Origin of the sequence: Stenotrophomonas sp. LC732 (assembly GCF_052446685.1) — a bacterium.
Lineage (GTDB): Bacteria > Pseudomonadota > Gammaproteobacteria > Xanthomonadales > Xanthomonadaceae > Stenotrophomonas > Stenotrophomonas muris.
Window position 1 is genome coordinate 205350 of sequence record NZ_CP199214.1, and the last position, 22518, is coordinate 227867.

At 68.4% G+C, this 22518-nt stretch carries 20 protein-coding genes; 14 read left to right on the forward strand and 6 right to left on the reverse strand.

Translation table 11 applies throughout. The features are described 5' to 3' along the window. Window positions 1-34: 34 nt before the first annotated feature. The gene (locus tag ACT6SE_RS01055; protein WP_041863029.1) at window positions 35-319 is read left to right on the forward strand and encodes a metal-sensing transcriptional repressor; all 285 of its coding nucleotides are present in this window, start codon (window positions 35-37) and stop codon (window positions 317-319) included. Window positions 320-395: 76 nt separating this feature from the next. On the opposite strand, the gene ACT6SE_RS01060 is transcribed toward ACT6SE_RS01055, so the two are convergent. After that, window positions 396-767 (reverse strand): MerC domain-containing protein, encoded by a 372-nt coding sequence (locus ACT6SE_RS01060; protein ID WP_046428559.1) that lies wholly within the window; start codon window positions 765-767, stop codon window positions 396-398. A 69-nt stretch (window positions 768-836) separates the two neighbouring features. Here ACT6SE_RS01060 and ACT6SE_RS01065 point away from each other — a divergent pair, with 69 nt between their 5' ends. After that, window positions 837-2162, forward strand: a complete 1326-nt coding sequence (locus ACT6SE_RS01065; RefSeq protein ID WP_014645761.1) for a GTP-binding protein — start codon at window positions 837-839, stop codon at window positions 2160-2162. A gap of 186 nt (window positions 2163-2348) precedes the next feature. On the opposite strand, the gene ACT6SE_RS01070 is transcribed toward ACT6SE_RS01065, so the two are convergent. Together ACT6SE_RS01070 and ACT6SE_RS01075 are read right to left on the reverse strand one after the other, a co-directional pair. Next, window positions 2349-3956: an ATP-binding cassette domain-containing protein gene (locus tag ACT6SE_RS01070; protein ID WP_046428562.1), complete on the reverse strand. Its 1608-nt coding sequence runs from the start codon at window positions 3954-3956 to the stop codon at window positions 2349-2351. Window positions 3957-4167: 211 nt separating this feature from the next. Beyond that, the gene (locus tag ACT6SE_RS01075; RefSeq protein ID WP_046428565.1) at window positions 4168-5067 is read right to left on the reverse strand and encodes a LysR family transcriptional regulator; all 900 of its coding nucleotides are present in this window, start codon (window positions 5065-5067) and stop codon (window positions 4168-4170) included. Between the two features lie 230 nt (window positions 5068-5297). Here ACT6SE_RS01075 and ACT6SE_RS01080 point away from each other — a divergent pair, with 230 nt between their 5' ends. Both ACT6SE_RS01080 and ACT6SE_RS01085 read left to right on the forward strand, forming a co-directional pair. Then, a complete protein-coding gene (locus ACT6SE_RS01080; protein ID WP_046428568.1) occupies window positions 5298-6476 on the forward strand; it encodes a serine hydrolase domain-containing protein in 1179 nt (392 codons plus the stop codon). Further along, window positions 6473-7657 (forward strand): MFS transporter, encoded by a 1185-nt coding sequence (locus tag ACT6SE_RS01085; protein ID WP_046428571.1) that lies wholly within the window; start codon window positions 6473-6475, stop codon window positions 7655-7657. Before ACT6SE_RS01080 ends, ACT6SE_RS01085 begins: the two co-directional genes overlap by 4 nt. 218 nt (window positions 7658-7875) lie before the next feature. Here ACT6SE_RS01085 and ACT6SE_RS01090 read toward each other — a convergent pair whose 3' ends face one another. Continuing rightward, entirely contained in the window at window positions 7876-9492 is a 1617-nt protein-coding gene (locus ACT6SE_RS01090; RefSeq protein ID WP_046428574.1) for an EAL domain-containing protein, read from the reverse strand. Window positions 9493-9722: 230 nt separating this feature from the next. Here ACT6SE_RS01090 and cycA point away from each other — a divergent pair, with 230 nt between their 5' ends. Continuing rightward, window positions 9723-11096: a D-serine/D-alanine/glycine transporter gene (gene cycA, locus ACT6SE_RS01095; RefSeq protein WP_032962245.1), complete on the forward strand. Its 1374-nt coding sequence runs from the start codon at window positions 9723-9725 to the stop codon at window positions 11094-11096. A gap of 162 nt (window positions 11097-11258) precedes the next feature. Beyond that, the gene (locus ACT6SE_RS01100; RefSeq protein ID WP_046428579.1) at window positions 11259-12035 is read left to right on the forward strand and encodes a lytic transglycosylase domain-containing protein; all 777 of its coding nucleotides are present in this window, start codon (window positions 11259-11261) and stop codon (window positions 12033-12035) included. A gap of 97 nt (window positions 12036-12132) precedes the next feature. Here ACT6SE_RS01100 and ACT6SE_RS01105 read toward each other — a convergent pair whose 3' ends face one another. Further along, on the reverse strand, window positions 12133-13653 hold the full coding sequence (locus ACT6SE_RS01105) for a hypothetical protein (protein WP_046428581.1): 1521 nt from the start codon (window positions 13651-13653) through the stop codon (window positions 12133-12135). A gap of 165 nt (window positions 13654-13818) precedes the next feature. On the opposite strand from ACT6SE_RS01105, the gene ACT6SE_RS01110 reads away from it, so the two are divergent. After that, window positions 13819-15900, forward strand: a complete 2082-nt coding sequence (locus tag ACT6SE_RS01110) for an NHL repeat-containing protein (RefSeq protein WP_046428582.1) — start codon at window positions 13819-13821, stop codon at window positions 15898-15900. Here ACT6SE_RS01110 and ACT6SE_RS01115 read toward each other — a convergent pair. Beyond that, complete coding sequence (locus tag ACT6SE_RS01115; RefSeq protein ID WP_012479004.1) at window positions 15878-16285, reverse strand: YciI family protein; 408 nt, start codon at window positions 16283-16285, stop codon at window positions 15878-15880. The genes ACT6SE_RS01110 and ACT6SE_RS01115 overlap by 23 nt on opposite strands. Before the next feature lie 711 nt (window positions 16286-16996). Between ACT6SE_RS01115 and ACT6SE_RS01120 the strand changes: the two genes are divergently transcribed. From ACT6SE_RS01120 to ACT6SE_RS01150, 7 genes are all read left to right on the forward strand, one after another. Continuing rightward, window positions 16997-17410, forward strand: coding sequence for a YciI family protein (locus ACT6SE_RS01120; protein WP_014645771.1), 414 nt, complete (start codon window positions 16997-16999; stop codon window positions 17408-17410). Window positions 17411-17477: 67 nt separating this feature from the next. Then, window positions 17478-17900, forward strand: a complete 423-nt coding sequence (locus tag ACT6SE_RS01125) for a VOC family protein (protein WP_014645772.1) — start codon at window positions 17478-17480, stop codon at window positions 17898-17900. 36 nt (window positions 17901-17936) lie between these two features. Beyond that, a complete protein-coding gene (locus ACT6SE_RS01130) occupies window positions 17937-18347 on the forward strand; it encodes a VOC family protein (protein WP_014645773.1) in 411 nt (136 codons plus the stop codon). Window positions 18348-18370: 23 nt separating this feature from the next. After that, entirely contained in the window at window positions 18371-18727 is a 357-nt protein-coding gene (locus ACT6SE_RS01135) for a DUF1428 domain-containing protein (protein WP_014645774.1), read from the forward strand. Window positions 18728-18772: 45 nt separating this feature from the next. Beyond that, window positions 18773-20035 carry an RNA polymerase sigma factor gene (locus ACT6SE_RS01140; RefSeq protein WP_046428591.1) on the forward strand — a complete coding sequence of 421 codons (1263 nt, stop codon included), beginning with the start codon at window positions 18773-18775 and terminating at the stop codon, window positions 20033-20035. A gap of 106 nt (window positions 20036-20141) precedes the next feature. After that, window positions 20142-21338, forward strand: a complete 1197-nt coding sequence (locus ACT6SE_RS01145; RefSeq protein WP_444811083.1) for a hypothetical protein — start codon at window positions 20142-20144, stop codon at window positions 21336-21338. Further along, on the forward strand, window positions 21329-22429 hold the full coding sequence (locus tag ACT6SE_RS01150) for a hypothetical protein (RefSeq protein WP_014645777.1): 1101 nt from the start codon (window positions 21329-21331) through the stop codon (window positions 22427-22429). Before ACT6SE_RS01145 ends, ACT6SE_RS01150 begins: the two co-directional genes overlap by 10 nt. The last annotated feature ends 89 nt before the right edge of the window (window positions 22430-22518 follow it).

Here is a 22518-nt window from a genome sequence, read left to right on the forward strand (position 1 = left end):
GAGTGGATACCCCCATAGGGTATATGATTCCGGCATGGCTCATGTACACAAGCATCGAAAGCAGTTGCTGACCCGGGTGCGCCGCATCGGCGGCCAGGTGGCGGCGTTGGAGCAGGCGCTGGACAGGCCGGAGGGTGAGGCCGGCGATTGTGCGGACGTGCTGGTGCAGGTTGCCGCCGTGCGCGGTGCCGCCCATAGCCTGCTGATGGAGCTGCTGCACGAGCACCTGCAGGAACACGTGGTGGGCGCCGAAGACCCGCAGCAGCGGGCGGCCGAGGCCCAGGTGCTGGTCGAGCTGCTGCGCCGCTACGGCAAATGACCGGGTAGTGCCGGCCGCTGGCCGGCGACTGCAGGTTGTCTTCCCCGTTCATGAGGTTGCCGGCCAGCGGCCGGCACTACCCGTGGCGGTGCCGCGCGTTCCAGATATGCGTGGCGGCCAGCAGCAGGCTGCCGGTGACCGTCATCGGTGTTTCCCAGTCGTGCGAGGGCAGCGCCAACGCGCCGGCCAGCAGCAGGCCGAGCCCGGCGCCGGCGGTGGCCCAGGCCAGCACGGGCAGCGGGTGACGGCGTTCTGCCCGCCACAGCGCGTAGCCGGTCAGCGGCAAGGCGATGGCCACGAACAGCAGATGCACCCATTCCGCTTCGGCCCACGTGCCGAACAGCGGCAGCGCGGCGGCAAGCAGGGGCAGCGCCAGGCAGTGCAGCAGGCACAGGCTGGACAGGGCGACCGCGCTGGCATCAAGCAGGGCGGCAGAAGGCGACTTCATGGGGGGAGGTTCCTTGCGCAGTAATTGTTATACAGTAACATTTCCGTTCCGCAGCCAACCCGCTCCGACATGAACACTGTTTCCCGCGCCGACCGTCGCCTTCCGGTCACCGTGCTGTCCGGCTTCCTCGGGGCCGGCAAGACCACCCTGCTCAACCAGATCCTGCGCAACCGCGAGGGCCTGCGTGTGGCGGTCATCGTCAACGACATGAGCGAGGTCAACATCGATGCGCAGCTGGTACGCGAGGGCGGCGCCGAACTGCGCCGCACCGAAGAGACGCTGGTGGAGTTCAGCAATGGCTGCATCTGCTGCACGCTGCGCGATGACCTGCTGCAGGAAGTGCGGCGCCTGGCCGATGCGGGGCGCTATGACTATCTGCTGATCGAGTCGACGGGCATCGGTGAGCCGATGCCGGTGGCGGCCACCTTCGCGGTACGCGACGAGCAGGGCTTCAGCCTGAGTGACATCGCGCGCCTGGACACGATGGTGACGGTGGTGGATGGCAGCGCGTTCCTCGCCGACTTCGGCTCGACGCTGCGCCTGGCCGAGCGTGGCCAGCAGGCTGGGCCGGATGACGATCGCGGCGTGGTCGACCTGCTGTGCGAACAGGTCGAGTTCGCCGACGTGATCGTGGTCAGCAAGGTCGATCAGACCGATGACGAAGTGCTGCAGGACACGCTGGCCGTGCTGCGTGGCCTGAACCGCGACGCGAAGCTGCTGCTGTCCAGCTTCGGTGACGTGCCGCTGGCCGAGCTGCTGGACACCGGTCGCTTCGACTTCGAGCGTGCGCAACGTGCGCCGGGCTGGGTAAAGGAGCTGCGTGGCGAGCACACGCCGGAAACCGAGGAGTACGGCATCGCCAGTTTCGTCTACCGCTCGCGGCGACCGTTCCATCCCGCGCGTTTCGCCCGCGCGTTGCAGTCGGGCATGCCGGGCGTGATCCGCAGCAAGGGCTGGTTCTGGCTGGCCAACCGCATGGACTGGGTGGGCGAGCTGAACACCGTAGGTGCCGCGACGCGGACGCAGGCGGCGGGGTTCTGGTACGCCGCTCGCGATCGCGTGCGTGCCGGGCTGGAGGACACGCCGCCGTTGCTGCCGCCCACGCCGCTGCCGTACAGCGACCTGGGCTGGGCGCGGCAGCAGGCCGATTGCTGGAGCGCACCGTTGCCGGGGCCGGAAGACTTCCCGGATGCGGCCGCGCACTCGGCGATGCAACGCCTGTGGCACCCGTTGTGGGGGGATCGCCGCCAGGAGCTGGTGGTGATCGGCGTGCACATGGATGAGCGTGCGGTACGTGCGGAACTGGATGCCTGCCTGCTCAACGACCAGGAGCTGCGTGCGGGCCCGCTGCTGTGGCATCAGTTGCCGCAGGCGTTCCCGGTGTGGAAGCGGTGACGGTGCACTGAGGATCGATGGGTTGCCGGCCAGCGGCCGGCACTACCCCTGGTCGATATGCCATGCGTGGATGGATGCATGGCGGAGTCGAGCATGGCTCGACTCTACAATGTGATCCGTCGCGGCCAATCCTGTAGAGCCGAGCCCATGCTCGGCTGCTGCAGTAGATCCACGCATGGCGTGGATCTACAAGGCGTCACGCCACTGCCAACCCTCGGTGCTCACCTGCAACACCTGCGTCGGCTGCAACGCCTGCAGCAGGTGCCGGTCGTGGCTGACCATCACCAGCGCGCCCGGCCATGCCACCAGCAGTTCTTCCAACGCCTGCAGGGCACCCAGATCCAGCGCATTGCCGGGCTCGTCCAGCAGCAACAGCTGCGGTGCGGGGTCGGCATACAGCACGCTGGCCAGCGCGCCTTTCACCCGTTCGCCATCGCTGAGGTGATGGGCTGCACGCCGGATGCGCTGCGCGTCCAGCCCGAGCAGGGCCAGCCGTGTGCGCAGTTCACCGGTATCGGCCGCCGGGTTGGCAGCCTGCACGGTGTCGAGAATGCTGCGCTCGCCGGAGAGCCCCAGCAGCTGCTGGTCGAGCAGCGCCAGTGGTGCATGCCGTTGTACGTTGCCACTGCGTGCAGGCAACTGGCCGGCCAACACGCGCAACAGCGTGGACTTGCCACTGCCGTTGTCACCAACCACGGCGATGCGCTGGCCGCGGCGGATGTCCAGCTGCAACGGCGCGCGGCAGCCATGCGGGAGCACCAGCGACTCCGCCTGCAGCAGGCGTGCGCTGCCGCGTTCCCCCTCGCCGGCAAACAGTGCCAGCTCCGGTGTGGCGTGAACCGCCGAGGCTGCAGCGCGCAGCTGGTCTGCGCTGGCCTGCAGGCGCTCGGCCTGTACCTGCTGTGCGCGGCCGTGGCTGCCCTCTGCACGTTGTTTCTGTCGGCCGAGCAGGATCGGCGCCTGGTTGGCCTGCTTTGCATCGCGATTGCCACGTGCCTGGCGTTGCTGCTGGCGTTCGTGCTGTTCGCGCGCACTGCGCTGCTGCTGCCGGTGCTGGGCGCGGGCGTGGTCGAGCTGTGCCGCGGCCGCTTCGCGTTCGGCGGCACGCGCGTCGGCGTAGTGCTGCCACGGCCCGCCATAGCGATGCAGCCCGCGCGCGTCGAGCTCGACGATCTGCTGCATGTGCGCCAGCAGTTCGCGATCATGGCTGATCACCAGCAGGCCGCCGCGCCACTGCTGCAACCGTTCGTACAACTGCTGGCGATGGCGGGCATCGAGGTGGTTGCTGGGTTCGTCCAGGATCAGCCAATCAGCGCCGCTGGCCCAGGCGCCGGACAGCGCCACCTGCATGGCCTGGCCACCGCTGAGGCGCGCGGCGGGTTGGGCGGGATCGAGGTCGTCGGGCAGCCGTAGCGCCTGCCATTGCTGCTGCAGGCGCTCGCGCAGGTCCCAACGGTCGCCGACGCAGGCGAAGTCGGCCTCGTCCACGCTGCCGGCTTCGATGCGTTGCAGTGCGGCCAGTTCAGCGCCAACGCCGGCCAGTTCACCGACCGTGCCAGCGGGTGGATAGCCGGGCGTCGGCAACAGGAACACGCGGCCGCTGCCGCGTACCTGCCCGTTCTCTGGCTGCACCCGGCCGGCGAGCAGGCGTGCGAGCACGCTCTTGCCAGCGCCATTCGCACCGACCAGGCCGGTGGCGACCGGATCGAAGGAAAACGTCAGAACGGAAAACAGCGGGCGGCCGTCGGCCAGTCGATACGACACGCGATCGAGCGTGAGGGAATACGGGGTCATGCGACCTCCATGAATGCCGGGTTCTCCCCTGCGCGCAGGGGCGGGAAGAGTCAGGCCGTCTGATGGGAAGACGGCGGCATCAATGGCGCATTGGTCGCGAGCCTCTTGGAGGAATGAGGGGCCAGTATAGCGGGACTGGCTGAATGGCTGCGTGCAGCGGTAGAGCCGAGCCATGCTCGGCTGACCTTAAGCATCCACGCATGGCGTGGATCTACGGCACGGTACCCAGCCGGGCGCCGACGAAGTCGATGAACACCCGCAGCTTCGGCAGCACGTGTCGGCCCGAAGGCCACAGTAGGTGGAAGGTGCCGCAGGAGTGCACATGATCCTCCAGCACGGGGATCAGGCGGCCGTCGGCCAGCGCATCGCGCACCGAGTGCACCGGCACGAAGGCCAGGCCGACATCACGCAGTGCCAGCGCCACCCGCGCTTCGATGGTGTTGGCCACCATGTGCACCGGAAGTTCCTGCGGTGCTTCGTCATCGGGCCAGTGGATCGGCCACGGCTCCAGCTTGCCGGTGCTGGGGAAGCGATAGTGCAGCAGCGTGTGCTGCATCAGTTCCGCCGGCGTGCGCGGAACCCCGCGGCGCTGCAGGTAGCCCGGCGAGGCGATTACACGGCGCGGGAACACCCCCAGCCGGCGTGCGTTCATCCGCGAGTCGCTGGGTTCACCGACGCGCAGCACTGCATCGAAGCCTTCCTCGATGACATCGACCAGGCGGTCGCTGAAATCCAGGTCGAGGCGGATGTCCGGATACGCCGCCATGAACTCGGCCATCAACGGCAGGGTGAGATCGCCGACCAGCGGCAGGCTGATGCGCAGCGTGCCGCTGGGCGTGGCGTGCGGTTGTGCCAGCTCGGTGCGTGCGGCATCGCGCTCGTCGAGGATGCGCCGGCAGCGCGCCAGGAACAGCTGGCCCTCGGCGGTGAGCGTGATGCTGCGCGTGCTGCGGTGGAACAGGCGCACGCCCAGTGCATGCTCCAGCCGGGCAACGCACTTGCCGGCGGCAGATGCGGAGATGCCCTGCAGGCGCCCGGTCTCGACGAAGCTGCGCGTGTCGGCGGCGTGCACGAAGGTCTGCAGGTTGGCGAGATTGTCCAGGACTGACATCGGCGTAGGGGCAATGAAAGCGGCAGGGTAGGGGCGGCGTGATCACGGCGGGCGGCGCCGCCACCGCAACACTGTGGTGCAGGGTGGGGGCGCCTGCTGTTGCGGCCTTGCAGTTCCGGCCATCATGCCGATTGCGGACTCCACGGTCCATGATGCCCGGAGCGGCAACCGGCTTTTTGCACCGCGCCGTGCTGCCTAACGTGGCGGGCCTCTCCCCACGGATCACCGCGATGAATGCCGCTCTTTCCCTCGGACCTGCACCGATGCTGCCTTCGGTGCAGCGGCTGCTGCAGCAGGTCCACCCGACGCGCCTGGTCGGTGCGGTGGTGCTGGTGTGCGAGCACGGCGTGCTGCGCCATGCCAGCGCGACCGGGCAGGCCGATCGCGAGTCGGCCCTGCCGATGCAGCGCGACCAGCTGTTCCGGCTGGCATCGGTCAGCAAGCCGCTGTTGAGCACGGTGATCCTGCGCCTGGTGGCCGAGGGCGTGCTCGACCTCGATGCGCCGGTGCGGCGCTGGCTGCCGGATTTCCGGCCGGCGCTGGCCGATGGCCGCCGGCCGCCGATCAGCCTGCGCCAGCTGCTCAGCCACAGCAGCGGGCTGGGCTACCGTTTCCTGGAAGCCGATGCGCACGGACCGTACGCCCGGGCCGGCGTCAGCGATGGCATGGACGCCAATCCGGTGTCCCTGGCCGAGAACGTGCGCCGTATCGCACAGGCGCCGCTGCTGTTCGAACCGGGCAGCCAATGGCTGTACTCGTTGGGCGTGGACGTGGCCGGTGCAGTGGCCGAAGCGGCGACCGGTGAAACGCTGCAGGTGCTGTTCGAGCGTTTGCTGGCTGCCCCCCTGGGCCTGCGCGATACCGCGTTCGCCACGCGCGATGCCGCACGGCTGGCCACGCCGTATGTGAGCGGCACGCCGCAGCCGCATCGCCTGCAGGAAGGGGAGGTGGTCGCGCCGTTCGAGGGAACGGTGGGCATCGAGTACAGCCTTGCGCGTGCCCTCGATGCCAGCCGTTTCGCTTCGGCCGGCGCCGGCCTGGTGGGTACTGCCGATGACGTGATGTCGGTGCTGGAGGCGCTGCGTGACGTGCAGCGCTCCGGCCTGCTGCCGCCCGCGCTGGCGGCAGAGATGGCCAGCCCGCAGGTGGGCGAATTTGGGCCGCCGGAACCGGCCGGCTGGGGCTTCGGGCTGGGCTTTGCAGTACTGCACGAGGCCGCTGCCAGCGGCACGCCGCAGCGCGAAGGCACCTGGCGCTGGGGCGGTGCTTATGGGCACAGCTGGTTTGTTGATCCGGCGCGTGGGCTGAGCGTGGTGGCGCTGACCAACACCCTGTACGAAGGCATGGATGGTGCCTTCGTCGACGACCTGCGCGATGCGGTCTATGCCGACCTGAAGGCTGCGCGATGAGCGGCCACGCCATCGATGCGGCCAGCCCGGCCGGTGAGGCCACGCGCTTGCCGTGGGCGGGCCTGCTGGCGCTGGCAGGCGGCGGCTTCATCACCCTGTTGACCGAGACCCTGCCGGCCGGCGTGCTGCGACCGATGGGCGACAGCCTGGGCGTGAGTGATGCGGCGGTGGGCCAGCTGGTGAGCGTGTATGCGCTGGGCTCGGTGATGGCAGCACTGCCGATGACGGCGTTGACCCAGCGCCTGCCGCGGCGTCCGCTGTTGCTGGCGGCCATCTCCGGCTTCGTGGTGGTCAATACGTTGACGGCGCTGAGCAGCAGCTATGCGCTGATCCTTGCTGCGCGTTTCCTGGCCGGCGTGAGCGGTGGCCTGCTGTGGTCACTGGTGGCTGGCTATGCCGCACGCATGGTGGTGCCGTCGCTGCAGGGGCGCGCGATCGCGGTGGCGATGGTGGGATCGCCGTTGGCGCTGTCACTGGGCGTGCCGGCCGGTACGTTGCTGGGCCAGCAGGTCGGCTGGCGCTGGGCGTTCGCGTTGATGAGCGTGCTGGGCGTGGGCCTGCTGGCGTACGCGCGCTGGGCACTGCCGGCGCTGCCAGCGGCCGGTGCCGGTCAACGTGCGTCGCTGGCCAAGGTCTGGCGCATGCCGGGCGTGCGCAGCGCGCTGCTGGTGATGGTGCTGTACGTGCTGGCGCACAACGTGCTCTACACCTACATCGAACCGTTGGCGGTGGAGGCGGGTGCCGGCCCGTGGCTGGACCGGCTGCTGCTCGCCTTCGGCGTGGCGGCGATTGCCGGCATCGGGATTGCTGGTTGGGGCGTGGATCGCCACCTGCGTGCGCTGGTGTGGGCGGCGGTGATCGGCTTCATCGTACCGGTGCTGGCCTTGCTGGCATGGCCGGGCGTGGCCAGCGCGCTGCTGCTGGCGACGATCCTGTGGGGCGTGGCGTTCGGCGCGGTGCCGACCCTGTTCCAGACCGCCTTGGCACGACGCGCCGGCGCCGCTGCGGACCTGGCGCAGTCGATGCTGGTGACCGGCTGGAACCTGGCCATTGCGGCCGGCGGCGTGGCAGGCGGCGTGCTGCTGCAGGCCAGCGGCCCGAGCCAGCTGGGATGGTTGCCGCTGCTGTTGCTGGCGGTGACCGTCGCGTGGTTGCTGGCACGGCCGAAGGCGTGGGCGTAAGCGCCGATCAATGCTGGCGCGGTGCCGGCCAGCGGCCGGCACTACCGTGGGCCGCGCCATCCACGCATGGCGTGGATCTACCGAGTGCAGCGACCCGCGTTTGCTTTCTTCTGTTGATTCCGTGGTAGGGCCGCCGCCGGAACCTGTCAGAGACCGTCCCGGCCAACGCCGGGATAGCTGTACGCGACCCACCACCAGGGGCTCTGCCGTTGGCCGTCCTACTCGATCCCTTCACGCTCGATCGGCACGCTGCGCGGGTTCTGCATGTGCTCGCGTGCAGCGCCGTACTGCTGCTGCCGCTTGTGGTGGAAGGCGACGAACTCATCACGCGGCAGCGGCCGCGAGAACAGCCAGCCCTGGCCGAATTCCACATGCCGGCTGTGCAGGTAGGCCAGCTGCGCTTCGGTTTCCACGCCCTCGGCCACTACCCACAGGCCCAGCTCCTTGGCCATGTCGATGATGTGCGGCGTGACCGGGCTGGTGGCGCTTTCGGTGCCGATCGCATCGATGAACGACTTGTCGATCTTCAGCGCATCCAGTGGCAGCTGCTGCAGGTACTGCAGGCTGGAGAAGCCGACGCCGAAATCGTCGATCGCCACGCTGTGGCCGGCGCGGCGGGCGGCGGCAAGCATGGTGCGCGCGCGGTCCAGGTCGAGGAAGCCACGTTCGGTGGCCTCCATCCAGATCTGCTGCGGCAGGATGCCGCTGCCGGCCATGTGCCGGGAAATCATCTTCAGGGCGCGGCCGCTGCTGATGTCTTCGGCGGCGAGGTTGATCGCGATGTGCGCGCTGCGGTCGGCCACCAGCAGCTCGCGCATGTCGCGCACCACGTTCTCGATCACCAGGTCGGTGACGTCGGCGATCATGCCGGCCTCTTCGGCCAGCGGAATGAACAGGTCCGGCCGCACCTGGGTGCCATCCGGGCGTTGCCAGCGCACCAGCGCCTCGGCGCCGACGCAGATGCCGGTGTCCAGTTCGATGATCGGCTGGTAATGCAGGTACAGCTCGCGGCGGCGGATGGCGGTGGCCAGCTCACCGCGCAGCGACAGGCGGCGCCGCGACAGCCAGATCACCAGGCCGGCCCCGGCGGCGGCCAGCAGCAGGCCGACCGGCACGTACAGCCATGCCTGCTGGCGGAAGGCGGCGGCCAGCGCGGTGCGCGGCGTGGTGGCGATGGCCAGCCATTCCTCGTTGCGCGCGGTGGCGAACAGCGTGGCGTGATCCAGGCCTTCGCCGGGGTCGCGCAGCAGTGCCTGCAGCAGGTCCGGATCCAGGCCGGGCTGTTTGGCCAGCAGGCGTCCATCGGGGCTGGCCAGCGCCAGCCGCACGTTCGGGTCGGCAATGACATCGACGAAGCGGCGCGGGTCCACCAGTGCGTCGTAGGACCCATACAGGACCGCCAGCACCTGGCGGCGGCCGCTGATTTCCGGGCGCACATCCACTGCAATGCCTGCGCCATCGCTGGTGACGTGGTCCGGCGTGGGTTGATCCACATCGGACAGGAACGGACCCCACGAGGTGCAGCGCAGCTTGCCACCTTCGAAGTAGCCCATCTGGTCGATCGATGGGGTGGTCATCACCAGGGTCTGCATGCGCCGGATGTGTTCGGGACTGCAGGATGCGTAGGCACCGGCCTCGGCCGATTTCAGTGCCGCCAGCGCTTCCTGGTAGGACAGGTCGGAGCGGCGCAGGGTGCGATCGGCGATGTCGCGCAGGCGCTGCTGTTCGACGCTGATCGCGCGGTCCCAGGTGGCGTAGGCCATGACCGCGATCGGCAGCGCAGCGGCCAGCAGGGCCAGGGCGGTGCCGCCGATGATGACGCGCAGCCGGCTCATGGCCGGGGCTCCAGCGGGGCGGGCGGGGCAGGGCGCATGGTGGGCCGGTCCTTGGGCAGGTGCGGCTATCTGAGCATGGCGCCGGGCCGGGCGGAATGGGATCAATACGGTATTCGGTCACATTGTGGTGAAAGCGGCCCGCTTTGACGCAATAGGTCCGTCTGGCGCTGGCGCTCGGCGCCGCGGAGGACTACCGTCGAATGCTTCGCCCGCCCCTTTTGCCCGCGCCCATGACCGAGCCCGCAACGCCCCCCGAGCACCTGCGCCGCAGCCTGTCCAACCGCCACCTGCAACTGATCGCCATCGGCGGTGCCATCGGCACCGGCCTGTTCATGGGATCGGGCAAGACCATCAGCCTGGCCGGCCCCTCCATCGTCTTCGTCTACCTGATCATCGGCGCGATGCTGTTCTTCGTGATGCGCGCGATGGGCGAACTGCTGCTGTCCAACCTGCAGTACAAATCCTTCATCGATTTCTCCACCGACCTGCTCGGCCCGTGGGCCGGGTTCTTCTGTGGATGGACCTACTGGTTCTGCTGGATCGTCACCGCCATCGCCGATGTGATCGCCATTGCCGCCTACGCGCAGTTCTGGTTCCCCGGGCTTGAAGCCTGGAAACCGGCGCTGGCCTGCGTGATGCTGCTGCTGGCATTGAACCTGGTGACGGTGAAGCTGTTCGGCGAAATGGAATTCTGGTTCGCGCTGATCAAGATCGTGGCGATCTGCGCGCTGATCATCACTGGCGCCGGGCTGGTGGCGTGGGGCTTCACCTCACCCAGCGGCCACACCGCGTCGCTGTCGAACCTGTGGAATGACGGTGGCATGTTTCCGATGGGGCTGGTCGGCTTCTTCGCCGGCTTCCAGATTGCGGTGTTCGCCTTCGTCGGCATCGAGCTGGTCGGCACCACCGCCGCCGAAACCGCCGACCCCGAGCGCAACCTGCCCAAGGCGATCAACTCGATCCCGGTGCGCATCATCATCTTCTACGTGCTGGCGCTGATCGCGATCATGGCGGTCACCCCGTGGCGCCAGGTGGTGCCGGACAAGAGCCCGTTCGTGCAGCTGTTCGTGCTGGCCGGCATTCCCGCCGCCGCCAGCCTGATCAACTTCGTGGTGCTGACTTCGGCCACGTCCTCGGCCAACAGCGGCATCTTCTCCACCAGCCGCATGCTGTACGGCCTGGCCGAAGAGGGCCACGCCCCGCGCGGGCTGTCGAAACTGTCGCGCGCCGCAGTGCCGGCCCGTGGCCTGCTGTTCTCGTGCCTGTGCCTGCTGGGCGGCACGCTGCTGATCTACCTGATTCCCAACCTGGTGACCGCCTTCACCCTGGTGACGACGCTGGCGACGGTGCTGTTCATCTTCGTCTGGTCGCTGATCCTGGTGGCCTACATGGCCTATCGTCGTCGCTATCCGGAGCGCCATGCTGCATCGATCTTCAAGATGCCCGGCGGCGTCGCGATGTGCTGGGCCTGCCTGGTGTTCTTCGCCGCCGTGCTGGTGCTGCTGAGCCTGCAGGGCGACACCCGCCAGGCGCTGATCGCCAGCCCGGCGTGGTTCGTGCTGCTGGGCGTGGGCTATTGGGTGCGTCGGAGGACCGCGAAGTGATCCGAAGTGGGGTCAGATCCCGTTGCTCAGCAACGGGATCTGACCCCGGCAGGTCGCGGGAGGTTGCCGGCCAGCGGCCGGCACTACCACGGGTGCAGGACGCCGCCCTGCCGGCCCCCATTCACCCAACATTAGCGGGCACGGCCGGATCATCCGGCCGCCATGTCCCCTCGCCCCCTCCTGCTCGCGCTGTTGCTGCTGCCCAGCCTGTGGCCCGGGCTGGCCGCCGCGCGCACCGTCTACCGCTGCGTGCAGGGCAACACCGTCAGCCTGGCCACCGCGCCGGAGCCGGGATCGCGGTGCACGCCGAAGGAGATCGACGACAACGCCGTCCAGACCCCGAACCTGTGGGGCAACATGGGCGTGTTCAGCGGCGTGCTGTACGAGCGCGAACAGGACGGGGCGCTGGTCTACTCCACGCGCAACCTGCCCGGCTCGCGGGTGTTCCTGAAGTTCACCGTGGCCACGCCGCCAGGCGAGCCGGCGCACGAGGGCCTGGGCAAGGTCGGCACGCCGCAGCTGGCGCAGCACGCCCGGCAGTTCAAGGCCGCGTCCAAGGCCACCGGCGTCGATGATGCCTGGCTGCGTGCCATCGCCCACGCCGAAAGCAATTTCGACGCGCTGGCGGTATCCAGCAAGGGCGCACAGGGCGTGATGCAGCTGATGCCCGAAACCGCGCAGGAATACGGGGTGAGCGATCCGTTCTCGCCGCAGCAGTCGATCGAGGGTGGCGCGCGCTACATGCGCGCGCTGCTGCGCCGCTACAACGGCGACCGCCCGTTGGCGGCGGCTGCCTACAACGCGGGCATCGGTGCGGTCACCCGCTACAAGGGCGTGCCGCCCTACGCCGAAACCCTGGCCTACGTGGACAAGGTGATGGCGCTGTATGCACGCTACCGGGAAGCGATGGGCATCCGCACCGAAGTGCCGGCGCGCTAGCGGACGGTGCTGCCTGCACGTGGCGTTGTAGAGCCGAGCCGATGCTCGGCTGCGCCAATTGCCGCCGAGCATCGGCTCGGCTCTACACAAAAGCCGCTCAGCGCGAGGTGGAGCTGCTGACCAGGTCGTAGCGCTCGATGCGGCCGACGCGTGCCACCTCGGCCTGCACGTCGGCACGCTGCTTGAGTGCACGCCACGCGGCATCGATGCGCACATCGCCCGGCAATGACGGATAGGTCCGCATGTCCTGCAGGCTGGCCAGGGTTTCCCCGCGTTCGATGGGCGAGCGCAGCTGTTCGATCAGCACGGCGGCGGCACCGTCCAGGTTGCCTTCCTCCAGCAGCATTTCGCGATGGAACAGGCGGGCATCCTCGCGCTGGGCCAGGATCACCGCGCGTGCTGCGTCGCGCGCCTCGGCATCACCGCGCTCGCGGGCGGCGGCGAACTGCAGCAGCGCCTGCGCGGCCTTGCCGTAGCCGGCGAGGCCCGGCATGTCATTCACTGCCTGCGCAGCGTCCTGCATGCGCCCCAGCGAACTGAAGACGAAGCCGACATTCATCTGGTGCTCGACACCATCCGGGCCGAGTGCGCCGATGCGTTGGGCCTGTTGCGCCGTGGCCAGTGCCTCATCGGTGCGGCCCAGCCGGCGCAGTGCGGTGAGCCGGCTGTTGAGCAGCCAGGCCACCCATTCCGCTTCGGCGGCGGCAGGTGATTCGCCGTTGCTCGCGGCACCGGCCATGCCCTCGGTCAACGACAGCACTTCCTCGTTGCGGTCCAGCATCAGCAGGGTGGTGCTGAACTCGGCCATGCGCGCGTCCAGTGCACGGTCGAGCAGGCCGGAGACGCGCAGTTCATCGAGGTGGCGCTGCGCCGCCTGCACCGGATCGAAACGCGCATCGCCGCGATCGACATAACGGTCGAAGCGCTTGTCGCTGCGCAGGCGGATGATCTCGGCCGGGCTGTCGATGCGGGCCAGCGTGGCTGGAATGCTGTCGCCACGGCCATTGTCGGCCTGCAGCGTGGCCAGTGTCAGCCACAGCCCGGTGGGTTCCAGGCCGGCACTTTTCCAGCCGTTGTCAAACAGCGCCTGCAGCAGGTCCATGCGCTTCATCGGCTGGTCACGCAGGCGGTACTGCAGGTAGTTGATGGCGTGGTGATCGACCGGCAGCGGCGCGTCGGCATGCTGCAGTGCCTTCACCAGGAAGGTGGTGGCTGCGGCCGGCATGTTGTCCGACAGTTCCACCGACACCTGGGTAAGCAGGATCTGTGCATCCTCCGGCAGGGCCTCCTGCGCCCGCTGCAGGTAGCGGCGGGCCAGGGCCGGCTTCTTCTGCATCAGTGCGGTCCAGCCAGCGACCTGCGAGGCGCGGCCACGATGCTCGGCATCGAAGTCGTCCAGCAGGGGATCCTCCATCAGCCGTTCCATGCTGATCAGCGCGCCCAGCGTGTTGCCACTGCGTGACTGCTGGATGGCCTCATCCCAGCGCGTGGCATAGGCCTGATGCATCGCATCGGCGGTGATTGACGGCTTCTGCGGCGCCACCGTGATCGAGGCAGTGGCGGATGTGCTGGCCAATGCGGCCAGCAGCAGGGCGGTGAGCGGGAGAACGCGGGGCATGGAGAATCTCCATCCGTGGGAACCGCATTGAACCTGCTGCAGCCAGCGAGGACAAGCACGACGAAGCGAATTCTGGCGTTCAGCCGCACAATCGGCCGTGGCGGATCGCACGCGCAGCGTCTATTGTCGGTGCCTCTTCAGACAGCAGGCAGGCAGCGCAGCACGATGGCACGGTGGCAATGGATGGCGGCAGGCGTAGCGTTGGCGACGGTAGTGGCATTGGCTGCGACCTGGTGGGAGACACCGCTGCATACGCTGGCTGAACCGGCGGGTCCGGCTCCGACGCCGTTGGCGTGGACCGCGCAGATCGAACCGCTGGCCGGCGATGGCCACCCGGGTGACCGTGATGGCGCGTCCGCGCAGGCACGCTTCGCCGATCCGTACGCGTTGCTGCGCAGTGCCGATGGCAGCGTCTATTTCACCGATGCCGGCGACAACAACCGGATCCGTCGCCGCCTTCCCGATGGCCGCGTTGAAACGGTGGCCGGGCAGGGCGAGGGACGTGTCGATGGCCCTGCACTGCAGGCCAGTTTCAACACGCCTTCGGGCATTGCCGCCGACGCGCAGGGCAACCTGTATGTGGCCGACACCGGCAACCATGCGATCCGCCGCATCAGCACCGATGGCCAGGTGACCACGCTGGCCGGTGGCGAACAGGGCCACGCCGACGGCCCTGCCGCGCAGGCCCGCTTCGATGCGCCGATGGGCATCGCCGTGGATGCGCAGGGCCAGGTTTACGTGGCCGATACGTTCAACGATCGCATCCGGGTGATCGGTACGGATGGCAGCGTGCGCACCCTGGCCGGTGGTGATCGGCCGGGCCTTGCCGATGGCGTGGGCGCCGCTGCGCGCTTCGATACGCCGGTGGCGCTGGCCTTCGACGCGCAGGGCGCGTTGCTGGTGGCCGACCTGTTCAACAACGCCGTGCGCCGGGTGGGTGCCGATGGTACGGTCAGCACCGTGGTCGCCGCCGGTGGCGTGATCAATGGGCCGCTGTCGTTGGCCACCACCCATGACGGCGTGCTGTACGTGGGTGATCTCGATGGCCGCATCGTGCAGGTGACGCCGCAGGGCCATCAGATCGCGCTGGTCGGCAATGGCCGCCTGCCGCGCCTGGCCCGCCCCAGCGGATTGGCGCTGGATGCCGATGGCAGCGTGCTGGTGGCCGACGCCGCCAGCTACCGCCTGCATCGCCTGCGCCCGCTGCCGGTGGGCGACCTGCCGGCACCGGCACTGGTCGGCCCGGCTGCCGATGCCGCGCTGCCGAAGACCGGGGGCCGTTGGCCGCTGGCACCGCAGGACGGCTGGCACGAAGTGGTCGGCACCCTGGGCGAGGTGCGCGGCAACTTCACCGGTGAGAGCCGCCACCACCTGCATGGCGGCTTCGACGTGCGCGGTGATGTGGGCCAGACCGTGCTGGCGATCGCCGAAGGCAAGATCAGCAGCCCGGTGGCCGCCTGGAACCTGGGTGAGCAGGCCGAGGGCCTGGTCGTGGATCGCCTCAAGTACATCCACATGCGGGTCGGCCGCACCCCGCGCGACGAACCCTACGATGCGCGCTGGCAGGCGCTGTACGACGAGCAGGGCAGGCTGGAGCGGATGCGCGTGCGCCGCGGCATGCGCATCCACGTCGGTGACCGCCTGGGCAGCATCAACAACCAGGCGCACGTGCACCTGGCGGTGGGTACCGGCGGCTTCGAGACCAACGCGGTGGCGCTGGGCTTCCAGGGCTACGCCGACCACTTCGCGCCGCGCATCACCGATGTGGCCCTGCTGGACGACAACGACCAGCCGATGGCGGCGGGCGGCGATGGCGTGGTGATGGTGGCGCGCCAGGGCCGCGGCGTGCAGATCGTGGTCGAGGCCTGGGACCAGGTCGACAACAACCTGCCGCGCCGCCGCCTGGGCATGTACCAGGTCGGTTACCAGATCCTCGATGCCGCTGGGCAGCCGCTGCAGGGTTACGAGCAGCCGCGCTGGAACATCGTGTTCAACCGCATGCCGCCGCAGAAGGAAGCGGTGCGCGTGGCCTACGCACCGGACAGCGGCATCACCGTGCATGGCAGCGCGGTCACCCGTTTCCGCTACCTGGCCACCAACACCGTGCGCGACGGCCTGATGGAAACCGGGCGCTGGCAGCCGGCGGCGCTGCCGCCGGGCGAGTACATCGTGCGCGCCAGCGTGCGCGACTACAGCGGCAACGAAGGCGTCGGCCCGCGCGAGATCAGGGTACGGCTGCTGCCATAGCCGCAGCCGGGGCGCCGCAGCGTTCGCGCTCGGCGTCCATGTCTTCCAGCGGCCGCACTTCAATGCTGCCGAAGCGCGCCCACGGGAAGTCGCGGGCGATGCGCATGGCTTCGTCGCGGTCGCGGGCGACGATCAGGTTGAAGCCGGCCAGCAGTTCGCGGGTTTCGGCGAACGGGCCATCGAGAACACGGCTGTTGCCATCACGCACGCGCAGGGTCTGTGCAGTGTCGACCGGCTGCAGTTTCTGCGCGGCCAGCAGCGTGCCTTCGGCCTGCAGCTTGTCGGCGTGGGCCAGGCAGTCGCGCATCAGCGCGTTGAATTCTTCGATGGGCAGGGCCTGCAGCAGGGCAGGCTCGATATAGATCAGAAGCAGGTACTGCTGCATGGGACGGTCCTGGCGGGGGCGGGTGCCCATGATGGCGCAGGATGGCGCGTGGGCATGTTGCAGCGCAGAAGCGCGCCTTCGGCGGGGACGGCGAACGGCGGAGCCCCTCCGTGGTGGCGCTACAACGTGATGCTTGGGCTTGGCCGGGTGGGTAGGCGGGTCGGGGGACGCCGTAAACCCATCCATGGGGGCTTGGCCGCGGCATCCATGCCGCGGACACCCCCGCCCCGCCTACCCACCCGGCCCTGGACAGTTTCCTGCGGCGTCCACCCCGGAAAATCACAAACAAGAGCAAAAGCGGGTCGCTTCGCTCGCAAAGCTGAGCCCGCCAGCCAACCGCCGTTGCTGTTGCTTTTGCTGTTGCTTTTGCCTTTTCTCTTGATTTTCCCGTGGTGGGGCAGCCGCAGAGATCTGTCTGGGGCCGGGCGGGTGGGGTTGGCGGGGTATCCGCGGCATGGATGCCGCGGCTAAGCCCCCACGGATGGGTTCACGGCGTCCCCGCCAACCCCACCCGCCCGGCCCACTCCCAGAAAACCAGCTTTCAGCGACCAACCCAAACCCACCACGGAGGGGCTCCGCCGTTCGCCGACCTCCGCCGAAGGCGCGCTTTCCACGGAAGAAATAATTTTCAGAGGACGTGTCGATTCCCAGCCCCCTGGTTCGTTGTACCCAATGAAGGGCACGCACCACGCGTCCCCACGGGAGACCGCAATGAAAGTGATGGTGATCGTGAAGGCCAACGCCGACTCCGAAGCCGGCCGCATGCCCAGCGAACAGGAACTGTCCGAAATGGGCGCCTTCAACGAACAACTGGTGGCCGCCGGCATCATGCTGGCCGGTGAAGGCCTGCACGCCACCCAGCGCGGCCGTCGCATTCACTTCGGCGGCGGGGCACCCCAGGTCGAGGCCGGTCCGTTCGGTCCTGCCAGTGAACAGATCGCCGGCTTCTGGCTGTGGGAGGTGCGGTCGCTGGACGAAGCGGTTGAATGGGCCAGCCGCGCGCCGTTCGGCAGTGGCGGCACGCTCGAACTGCGTCCCTTGATCTCCGCTGAAGACTTCGGTGAAGCCTTCACCCCCGAATTACAGCAGCAGGAACAGCGTCTGCGTGCACAGCTGGAAGGTTGACCCGATTCATCTCCACGCCGGGCACGACCCGGCGCTACCGCCCTGAACCACATCACGGAGTATTGCCATGAGACTGATTCCCTTCCTCGGCTTCAGCGGCCAGGCCCACGAGGCGATGGCGTTCTACGCCAAGGCACTCGGTGGCCAGGTCACTTCGGAAATGAAATACCGCGACATGCCGCCCTCCGATGGCTCGCCGGGCTGCAACGAGATGCCGCCGGAAACCCTGGACCACGTCGCCCACAGCCAGCTGGAGATCGGCAACGCCATCGTGATGGCGGCCGACGGCCCCGGCGGCGGCGAGGGTGGCTCGACCACCATCAATGTTGATGTCGACAGCATCGAAGAAGCCGAACGCGTGTTTGCCGCGCTGGCCGAGGGGGGCCAGGTGCAGATGCCGATCGCCGAAACGTTCTGGGCGCACCGCTGGGGCATGCTGGTCGACCGCTATGGCAAGCCGTGGATGGTCAACTGCATGAAGCAGCCCTGATTCCTCTCTTTCTTTCATCCACAAGGAGCTTCACCGATGAGTGCACCGCAACCGCAGATGATCTTCGTCAACCTGCCCGTGCAGGATCTGAACGCGTCCAAGACCTTTTTCGCAGCGCTTGGCTACAGCTTCAACCCGACCTTCACCAATGACGATGCCGCCTGCATGGTGATCAGCGAGAGCATCTTCGTGATGCTGCTGACCCAGCCGTTCTTCAAGCAGTTCACCACCAAGCCGATCGCCGACGCACGCAGCCAGACCGAGGTGATCACCTGCCTGTCGGCGGACAGCCGCAAGGCGGTGGACGTGATGGTGGACAAGGCTCTGGCGGCCGGCGCCAGTGAACCGCAGCCCGCGCGCGACTACGGTTTCATGTACCAGCGTGGCTTCCAGGACCTGGATGGCCATCTCTGGGAAATCGCACACATGGACGGCGAGCCGGGCTGACGGCCGCCGCAGGGAGAACCCGCATGGCTTACGTGGACGCTTACGTGCTGCCGTGCCCGCAGGACAAGGTGGCGGCCTACCGTCGCCTTGCCCGCAAGGCCGGTGCGGTGTGGAAGGACCATGGCGCGCTGCAGTACATGGAATGCGTGGCCGACGATGTGGAGCCGGGCAAGAGCACCTCCTTCCCGCGCGCGGTCAAGGCGAAACCGGGCGAGACGGTGATCGTCGCCTTCGTGGTGTTCCGCTCGCGCGCGGCACGCGACCGCATCAACGCGAAGGTGATGGCCGACCCGCGGCTGGCGTCGCTGGGCCCGAAGGACATGCCATTCGATACCCGGCGCATGTTCTGGGGCGGTTTCAAGCCGATTGTTGAAGCGTGAGCTGCGGCGCTTGTGCGGGCCGGGCGTGCGTGCTGTGATCGGCGCATGCTCGAGCCCGCACTGACGCAGCGTCTGGAAACCCTCTGGCGGATGGAGTCGCCAGTGCTGATTGCGCGCCTGGCGCGGCTGCTCGGTGGCGATGTCGGCCGTGCCGAGGAGCTGGCCCAGGACACCTGGCTGGCCGCGCTGGAGCGTTGGCCGGAGCAGGGTATCCCGGACAACCCCGGAGCCTGGCTGATGACCACCGCGCGCAACCGTGCCATCGATGTGCTGCGCCAGCACCAGCGGGTGACGCAGCAGCATGCGCAGTGGGGCGAGGAACTGCATCCGGCGGCACTGCCGGCGCCGGATGACAGCCGGGCACTGGAGGACGACCTGGGCGATGACCTGCTGCGGCTGATGTTCGTGGCCTGCCATCCCGTGCTGCCGGCCGATGCGCGGGTGGCACTGACCCTGCGCCTGCTCGGTGGCCTGACCACCGTCGAGATCGCGCGTGCGTTCCTGCAGCCGGAGCCGACCATCGCCCAGCGCATCGTGCGCGCCAAGCGCACGCTGGCGCAGAAGCAGGTGCCCTATGAAGTGCCACGCGCGGACGCGATGCCGGAGCGCCTGGCCTCGGTGCTGGAAGCGATCTATCTGGTGTTCAACGAAGGCTACGCCGCCAGCGCCGGTGATGACTGGATGCGCCCGGCGCTGTGCGAGGAAGCGCTGCGGCTGGCCCGCATCCTGGCGCATCGGTTGCCGGTGCCGCCGGTACTGGGCCTGCTGGCGCTGATGGAACTGCAGGCCTCGCGTGCAGCGGCACGGGTGGACGCGCAGGGGGTGCCGGTGCTGCTGGACCAGCAGAACCGCGCGCGCTGGGATTGGCTGCAGATCGAACGTGGGCAGCAGGTGCTGGCGCGCGCATTGGCCATCGGTGGCGACCAGGATCCCTACGTGCTGCAGGCGCGCATCGCGGCCTGCCATGCGGCTGCGCGGCATGCTGACGCCACTGATTGGCCGCGTATTGCTGCGCTTTATACACAGCTGCTGCAGGTGCAACCTTCGCCGGTGGTGGCATTGAACCGGGTGGTGGCGATCCTGCGCAGCGACGGTGCCTTCGCCGCGTGGGCACAACTGCAGCCACTGCTGGTCGATCCGCGCCTGCGCGACTACGCGCCGCTGCAGGTGGTGCGCGGCGAGCTGCTGCAGGCACTGGGGCGTGAGCAGGATGCGCGTGACGCTTTTGGCCAAGCCGCTCGGCTCAGCCAGAACCAGGCCGAGCGCGGACTGCTGCGGCAACGGGCGGGCCTGCCCCCTACGGACTGAGCCGACAAAGGCAGCACTTGTCGCCGGCCGCCTGAGCGGCTATGTTTCGCGCCCAGCGGACGCATCAGCGTCCGCGATCCGTGCGTATTGACCGAGGAGCGGTTGGATGTATTCAAGGACGAAGAGCGCATCGCGCGCTTTTGCGCGCCTGCTTGCCTGTGCCCTGTGCGTGGCCGTATGGCCGATGGCCGTGCAGGCTGCGGACAAATCACAGCAGGCCTATTGGGCCGGTTTTGCCTATACCGCTGACGCCGCCGCCGTGCAGGCGACCACCCCGCATGCGCACGCGGTGCTGGAACGGCGTGGGCTGGTCCCGCTGAACCAGACGCTGGCACAGTCGCTCAAGCGCCGCGCACCGGCCCACCTGGAGCTGATCGACCAGCCGGTGGCGATGCTCGACGGCACCACCAGTGCCACCGTGCTGGCCGCTGCGCTGGATCGCGAGCTGGTCTCGGTCGAACCGATCGGCGACCAGTACAAGGTGCTGGTGGAAGTGGCGCTGCAGGCGTTGTTCTTCGACTTCCGCGAGCGCCAGGTGATCGCCTCCTATCCGCTCACCCTGCAGCGCATCGACGTGCAGGACTACCGTCCGGACAACGACGATATCGACGCGATCGTCGCCGATCTGCTGTACGGCGGTGCCGATACCAGCCTGTCGCAGGTACTGGCGGCCAGCCTGGCGCAGGCGCGGTTGCCCGATGCCGCCGTGCGTCGCCTGCAGGTGGGCGGGGTGACCCTGTCCGACGCGGCACGCGCCAAGCTGCCCGATCCGAAGTGGGAAGCACCGCTGCGTGCCACGCTTGCGCACGAACTGTCCAAGACGCTGTCGTCCAACACCGGCGTTGGCCTGCTGCCGCCGGCCTCGGGCCAGGCGATCGGCGGTGCGATGGCCGCCCGCTTTGCCGACGGCAAGGTCTACCAGCTGAAGATTCCCGAACCCGACTACGTCATCCAGCTGCAGGTCGATGCACTGAAGAACGGCGTGATCGAGGAAACCCCGGCGATGAAGACGATGCTGTTCGGCGCCTTCTTCACCGCCAAGGTGAGCGAGCCGTTCTCGGGCAAGGTCTATTTCGAACAGCCGCTGCGCAAGGGGGCCACCAAGGTGGTGCCGGTCACGCAGTGGCAGGTCGACCAGTGGTCGGCCAGCTACGAAACCCTGCTGGCCGGCTTCGACGCCTTCGCCGGCGCCGCCGCCAAGCGTGCCGATTCGCGCGCCTGGCTGGACGAACAGAAGCCGGGCGGCCGCCCGTTGCAGCAGCAGACCCAAGCCATCCAGGAGTTGATCAAGTCATGTCGTTGATGCGTACCATCCTGCTCATCCTCATCGCGCTGGCGGTGGCCTCGCCGGTCGCTGCGCAGACCGCGAGTTCGCGCGGTACCGGCTCGGCCAGCTACGGCCTGCGCCTGAGCGCCGATACCCGTGCCCAGGCCCTGAACAAGGCCAAGGTCAATGCCCTGGAGGCGTACATCGCCGAAACCGGTGCGGCCAAGCTGCGCCTGTTCGAGGCGCGCCGCGCCGAGTTCATCGGCGAGATCGACCGCTACGTGCTCAGCGCCGTGCAGCTGTCGGACACCGAAGACAAGAAGGCCAAGACCTACAGCGTCACCGTCCGCGCCGAGATCAACACCACCCTGCTGCAGACCAAGCTGGATGCGGGTTCGGCCGTGGCCGGCGCCACCGCTGCGCAGCGCTCGCTGCTGACGTTCCTGTTCATGGCGCGCTCGCAGGACACCGTGCAGTCGTTCCAGGACAAGGAATACCGCCGCGTCGACGCCAGCAGCAGCTACAGCGAGAACACCCGTGAAGGCGACAGCTTCCGCGGCAACTCGGTCAGCACCAACGGCAGCATCAACCAGAACGGTTCGGTGTCGGTCACCAGCGGCGGCAGCACCACCGCGCGCGCCGACAACATCACCTGGAAGGTGGCCAACGCCGCCGAAGTCAACACCGCGATGACCGGTGCCTTCAGCGCCGCCGGCTACGAGGTGGTTGAAGCCGAGTACGTGGAAGGCGAGTCGCGCGGCCTGCTCAGCATCGAGCGCATCCGCAAGGACTTCAGCACCGGCAACGACCTGGCCCCGGCCACCCTGCGCGACACCGCCAATGGCATCCGTGCGGCCAACATCCCGTACATCGCCGTCGGCACCCTCGACGTCGGCATGCGTGACCGCGATCCGGCCAGCGGCAACACCCGCGTGTTCGTCACTGTCACCGGCAAGGTGCTGGACGTGACCGGTCGTTTCCCGCGCACCGTGTCGTCGGTCGGCCCGGTGCAGTTCTCCGGCACCGGCCCGAATGAAACCGTGGCCCGTACCAATGCCCTGCAGCTGGCTGCCGAAAAGGCCGCCCAGCAGATGATCAACGAACTGAACGTCAAGGCGGTCCGCTGATCCGCCGGCCCGTTGGGTGCCGAGCTCGCTCGGCATCGCCCCTGGGTTACCGATTCCCCACGTGCCGCACGCGGCCGTTTCTTCCAAAG

Bases quoted from the DNA above. Each gene is read 5' to 3' on its own strand.
- ACT6SE_RS01055 (WP_041863029.1), top strand. From the start codon at position 35: ATGGCTCATGTACACAAGCATCGAAAGCAGTTGCTGACCCGGGTGCGC.
- ACT6SE_RS01060 (WP_046428559.1), bottom strand. From the start codon at position 767: ATGAAGTCGCCTTCTGCCGCCCTGCTTGATGCCAGCGCGGTCGCCCTG.
- ACT6SE_RS01065 (WP_014645761.1), top strand. From the start codon at position 837: ATGAACACTGTTTCCCGCGCCGACCGTCGCCTTCCGGTCACCGTGCTG.
- ACT6SE_RS01070 (WP_046428562.1), bottom strand. From the start codon at position 3,956: ATGACCCCGTATTCCCTCACGCTCGATCGCGTGTCGTATCGACTGGCC.
- ACT6SE_RS01075 (WP_046428565.1), bottom strand. From the start codon at position 5,067: ATGTCAGTCCTGGACAATCTCGCCAACCTGCAGACCTTCGTGCACGCC.
- ACT6SE_RS01080 (WP_046428568.1), top strand. From the start codon at position 5,298: ATGAATGCCGCTCTTTCCCTCGGACCTGCACCGATGCTGCCTTCGGTG.
- ACT6SE_RS01085 (WP_046428571.1), top strand. From the start codon at position 6,473: ATGAGCGGCCACGCCATCGATGCGGCCAGCCCGGCCGGTGAGGCCACG.
- ACT6SE_RS01090 (WP_046428574.1), bottom strand. From the start codon at position 9,492: ATGAGCCGGCTGCGCGTCATCATCGGCGGCACCGCCCTGGCCCTGCTG.
- cycA (WP_032962245.1), top strand. From the start codon at position 9,723: ATGACCGAGCCCGCAACGCCCCCCGAGCACCTGCGCCGCAGCCTGTCC.
- ACT6SE_RS01100 (WP_046428579.1), top strand. From the start codon at position 11,259: ATGTCCCCTCGCCCCCTCCTGCTCGCGCTGTTGCTGCTGCCCAGCCTG.
- ACT6SE_RS01105 (WP_046428581.1), bottom strand. From the start codon at position 13,653: ATGCCCCGCGTTCTCCCGCTCACCGCCCTGCTGCTGGCCGCATTGGCC.
- ACT6SE_RS01110 (WP_046428582.1), top strand. From the start codon at position 13,819: ATGGCACGGTGGCAATGGATGGCGGCAGGCGTAGCGTTGGCGACGGTA.
- ACT6SE_RS01115 (WP_012479004.1), bottom strand. From the start codon at position 16,285: ATGCAGCAGTACCTGCTTCTGATCTATATCGAGCCTGCCCTGCTGCAG.
- ACT6SE_RS01120 (WP_014645771.1), top strand. From the start codon at position 16,997: ATGAAAGTGATGGTGATCGTGAAGGCCAACGCCGACTCCGAAGCCGGC.
- ACT6SE_RS01125 (WP_014645772.1), top strand. From the start codon at position 17,478: ATGAGACTGATTCCCTTCCTCGGCTTCAGCGGCCAGGCCCACGAGGCG.
- ACT6SE_RS01130 (WP_014645773.1), top strand. From the start codon at position 17,937: ATGAGTGCACCGCAACCGCAGATGATCTTCGTCAACCTGCCCGTGCAG.
- ACT6SE_RS01135 (WP_014645774.1), top strand. From the start codon at position 18,371: ATGGCTTACGTGGACGCTTACGTGCTGCCGTGCCCGCAGGACAAGGTG.
- ACT6SE_RS01140 (WP_046428591.1), top strand. From the start codon at position 18,773: ATGCTCGAGCCCGCACTGACGCAGCGTCTGGAAACCCTCTGGCGGATG.
- ACT6SE_RS01145 (WP_444811083.1), top strand. From the start codon at position 20,142: ATGTATTCAAGGACGAAGAGCGCATCGCGCGCTTTTGCGCGCCTGCTT.
- ACT6SE_RS01150 (WP_014645777.1), top strand. From the start codon at position 21,329: ATGTCGTTGATGCGTACCATCCTGCTCATCCTCATCGCGCTGGCGGTG.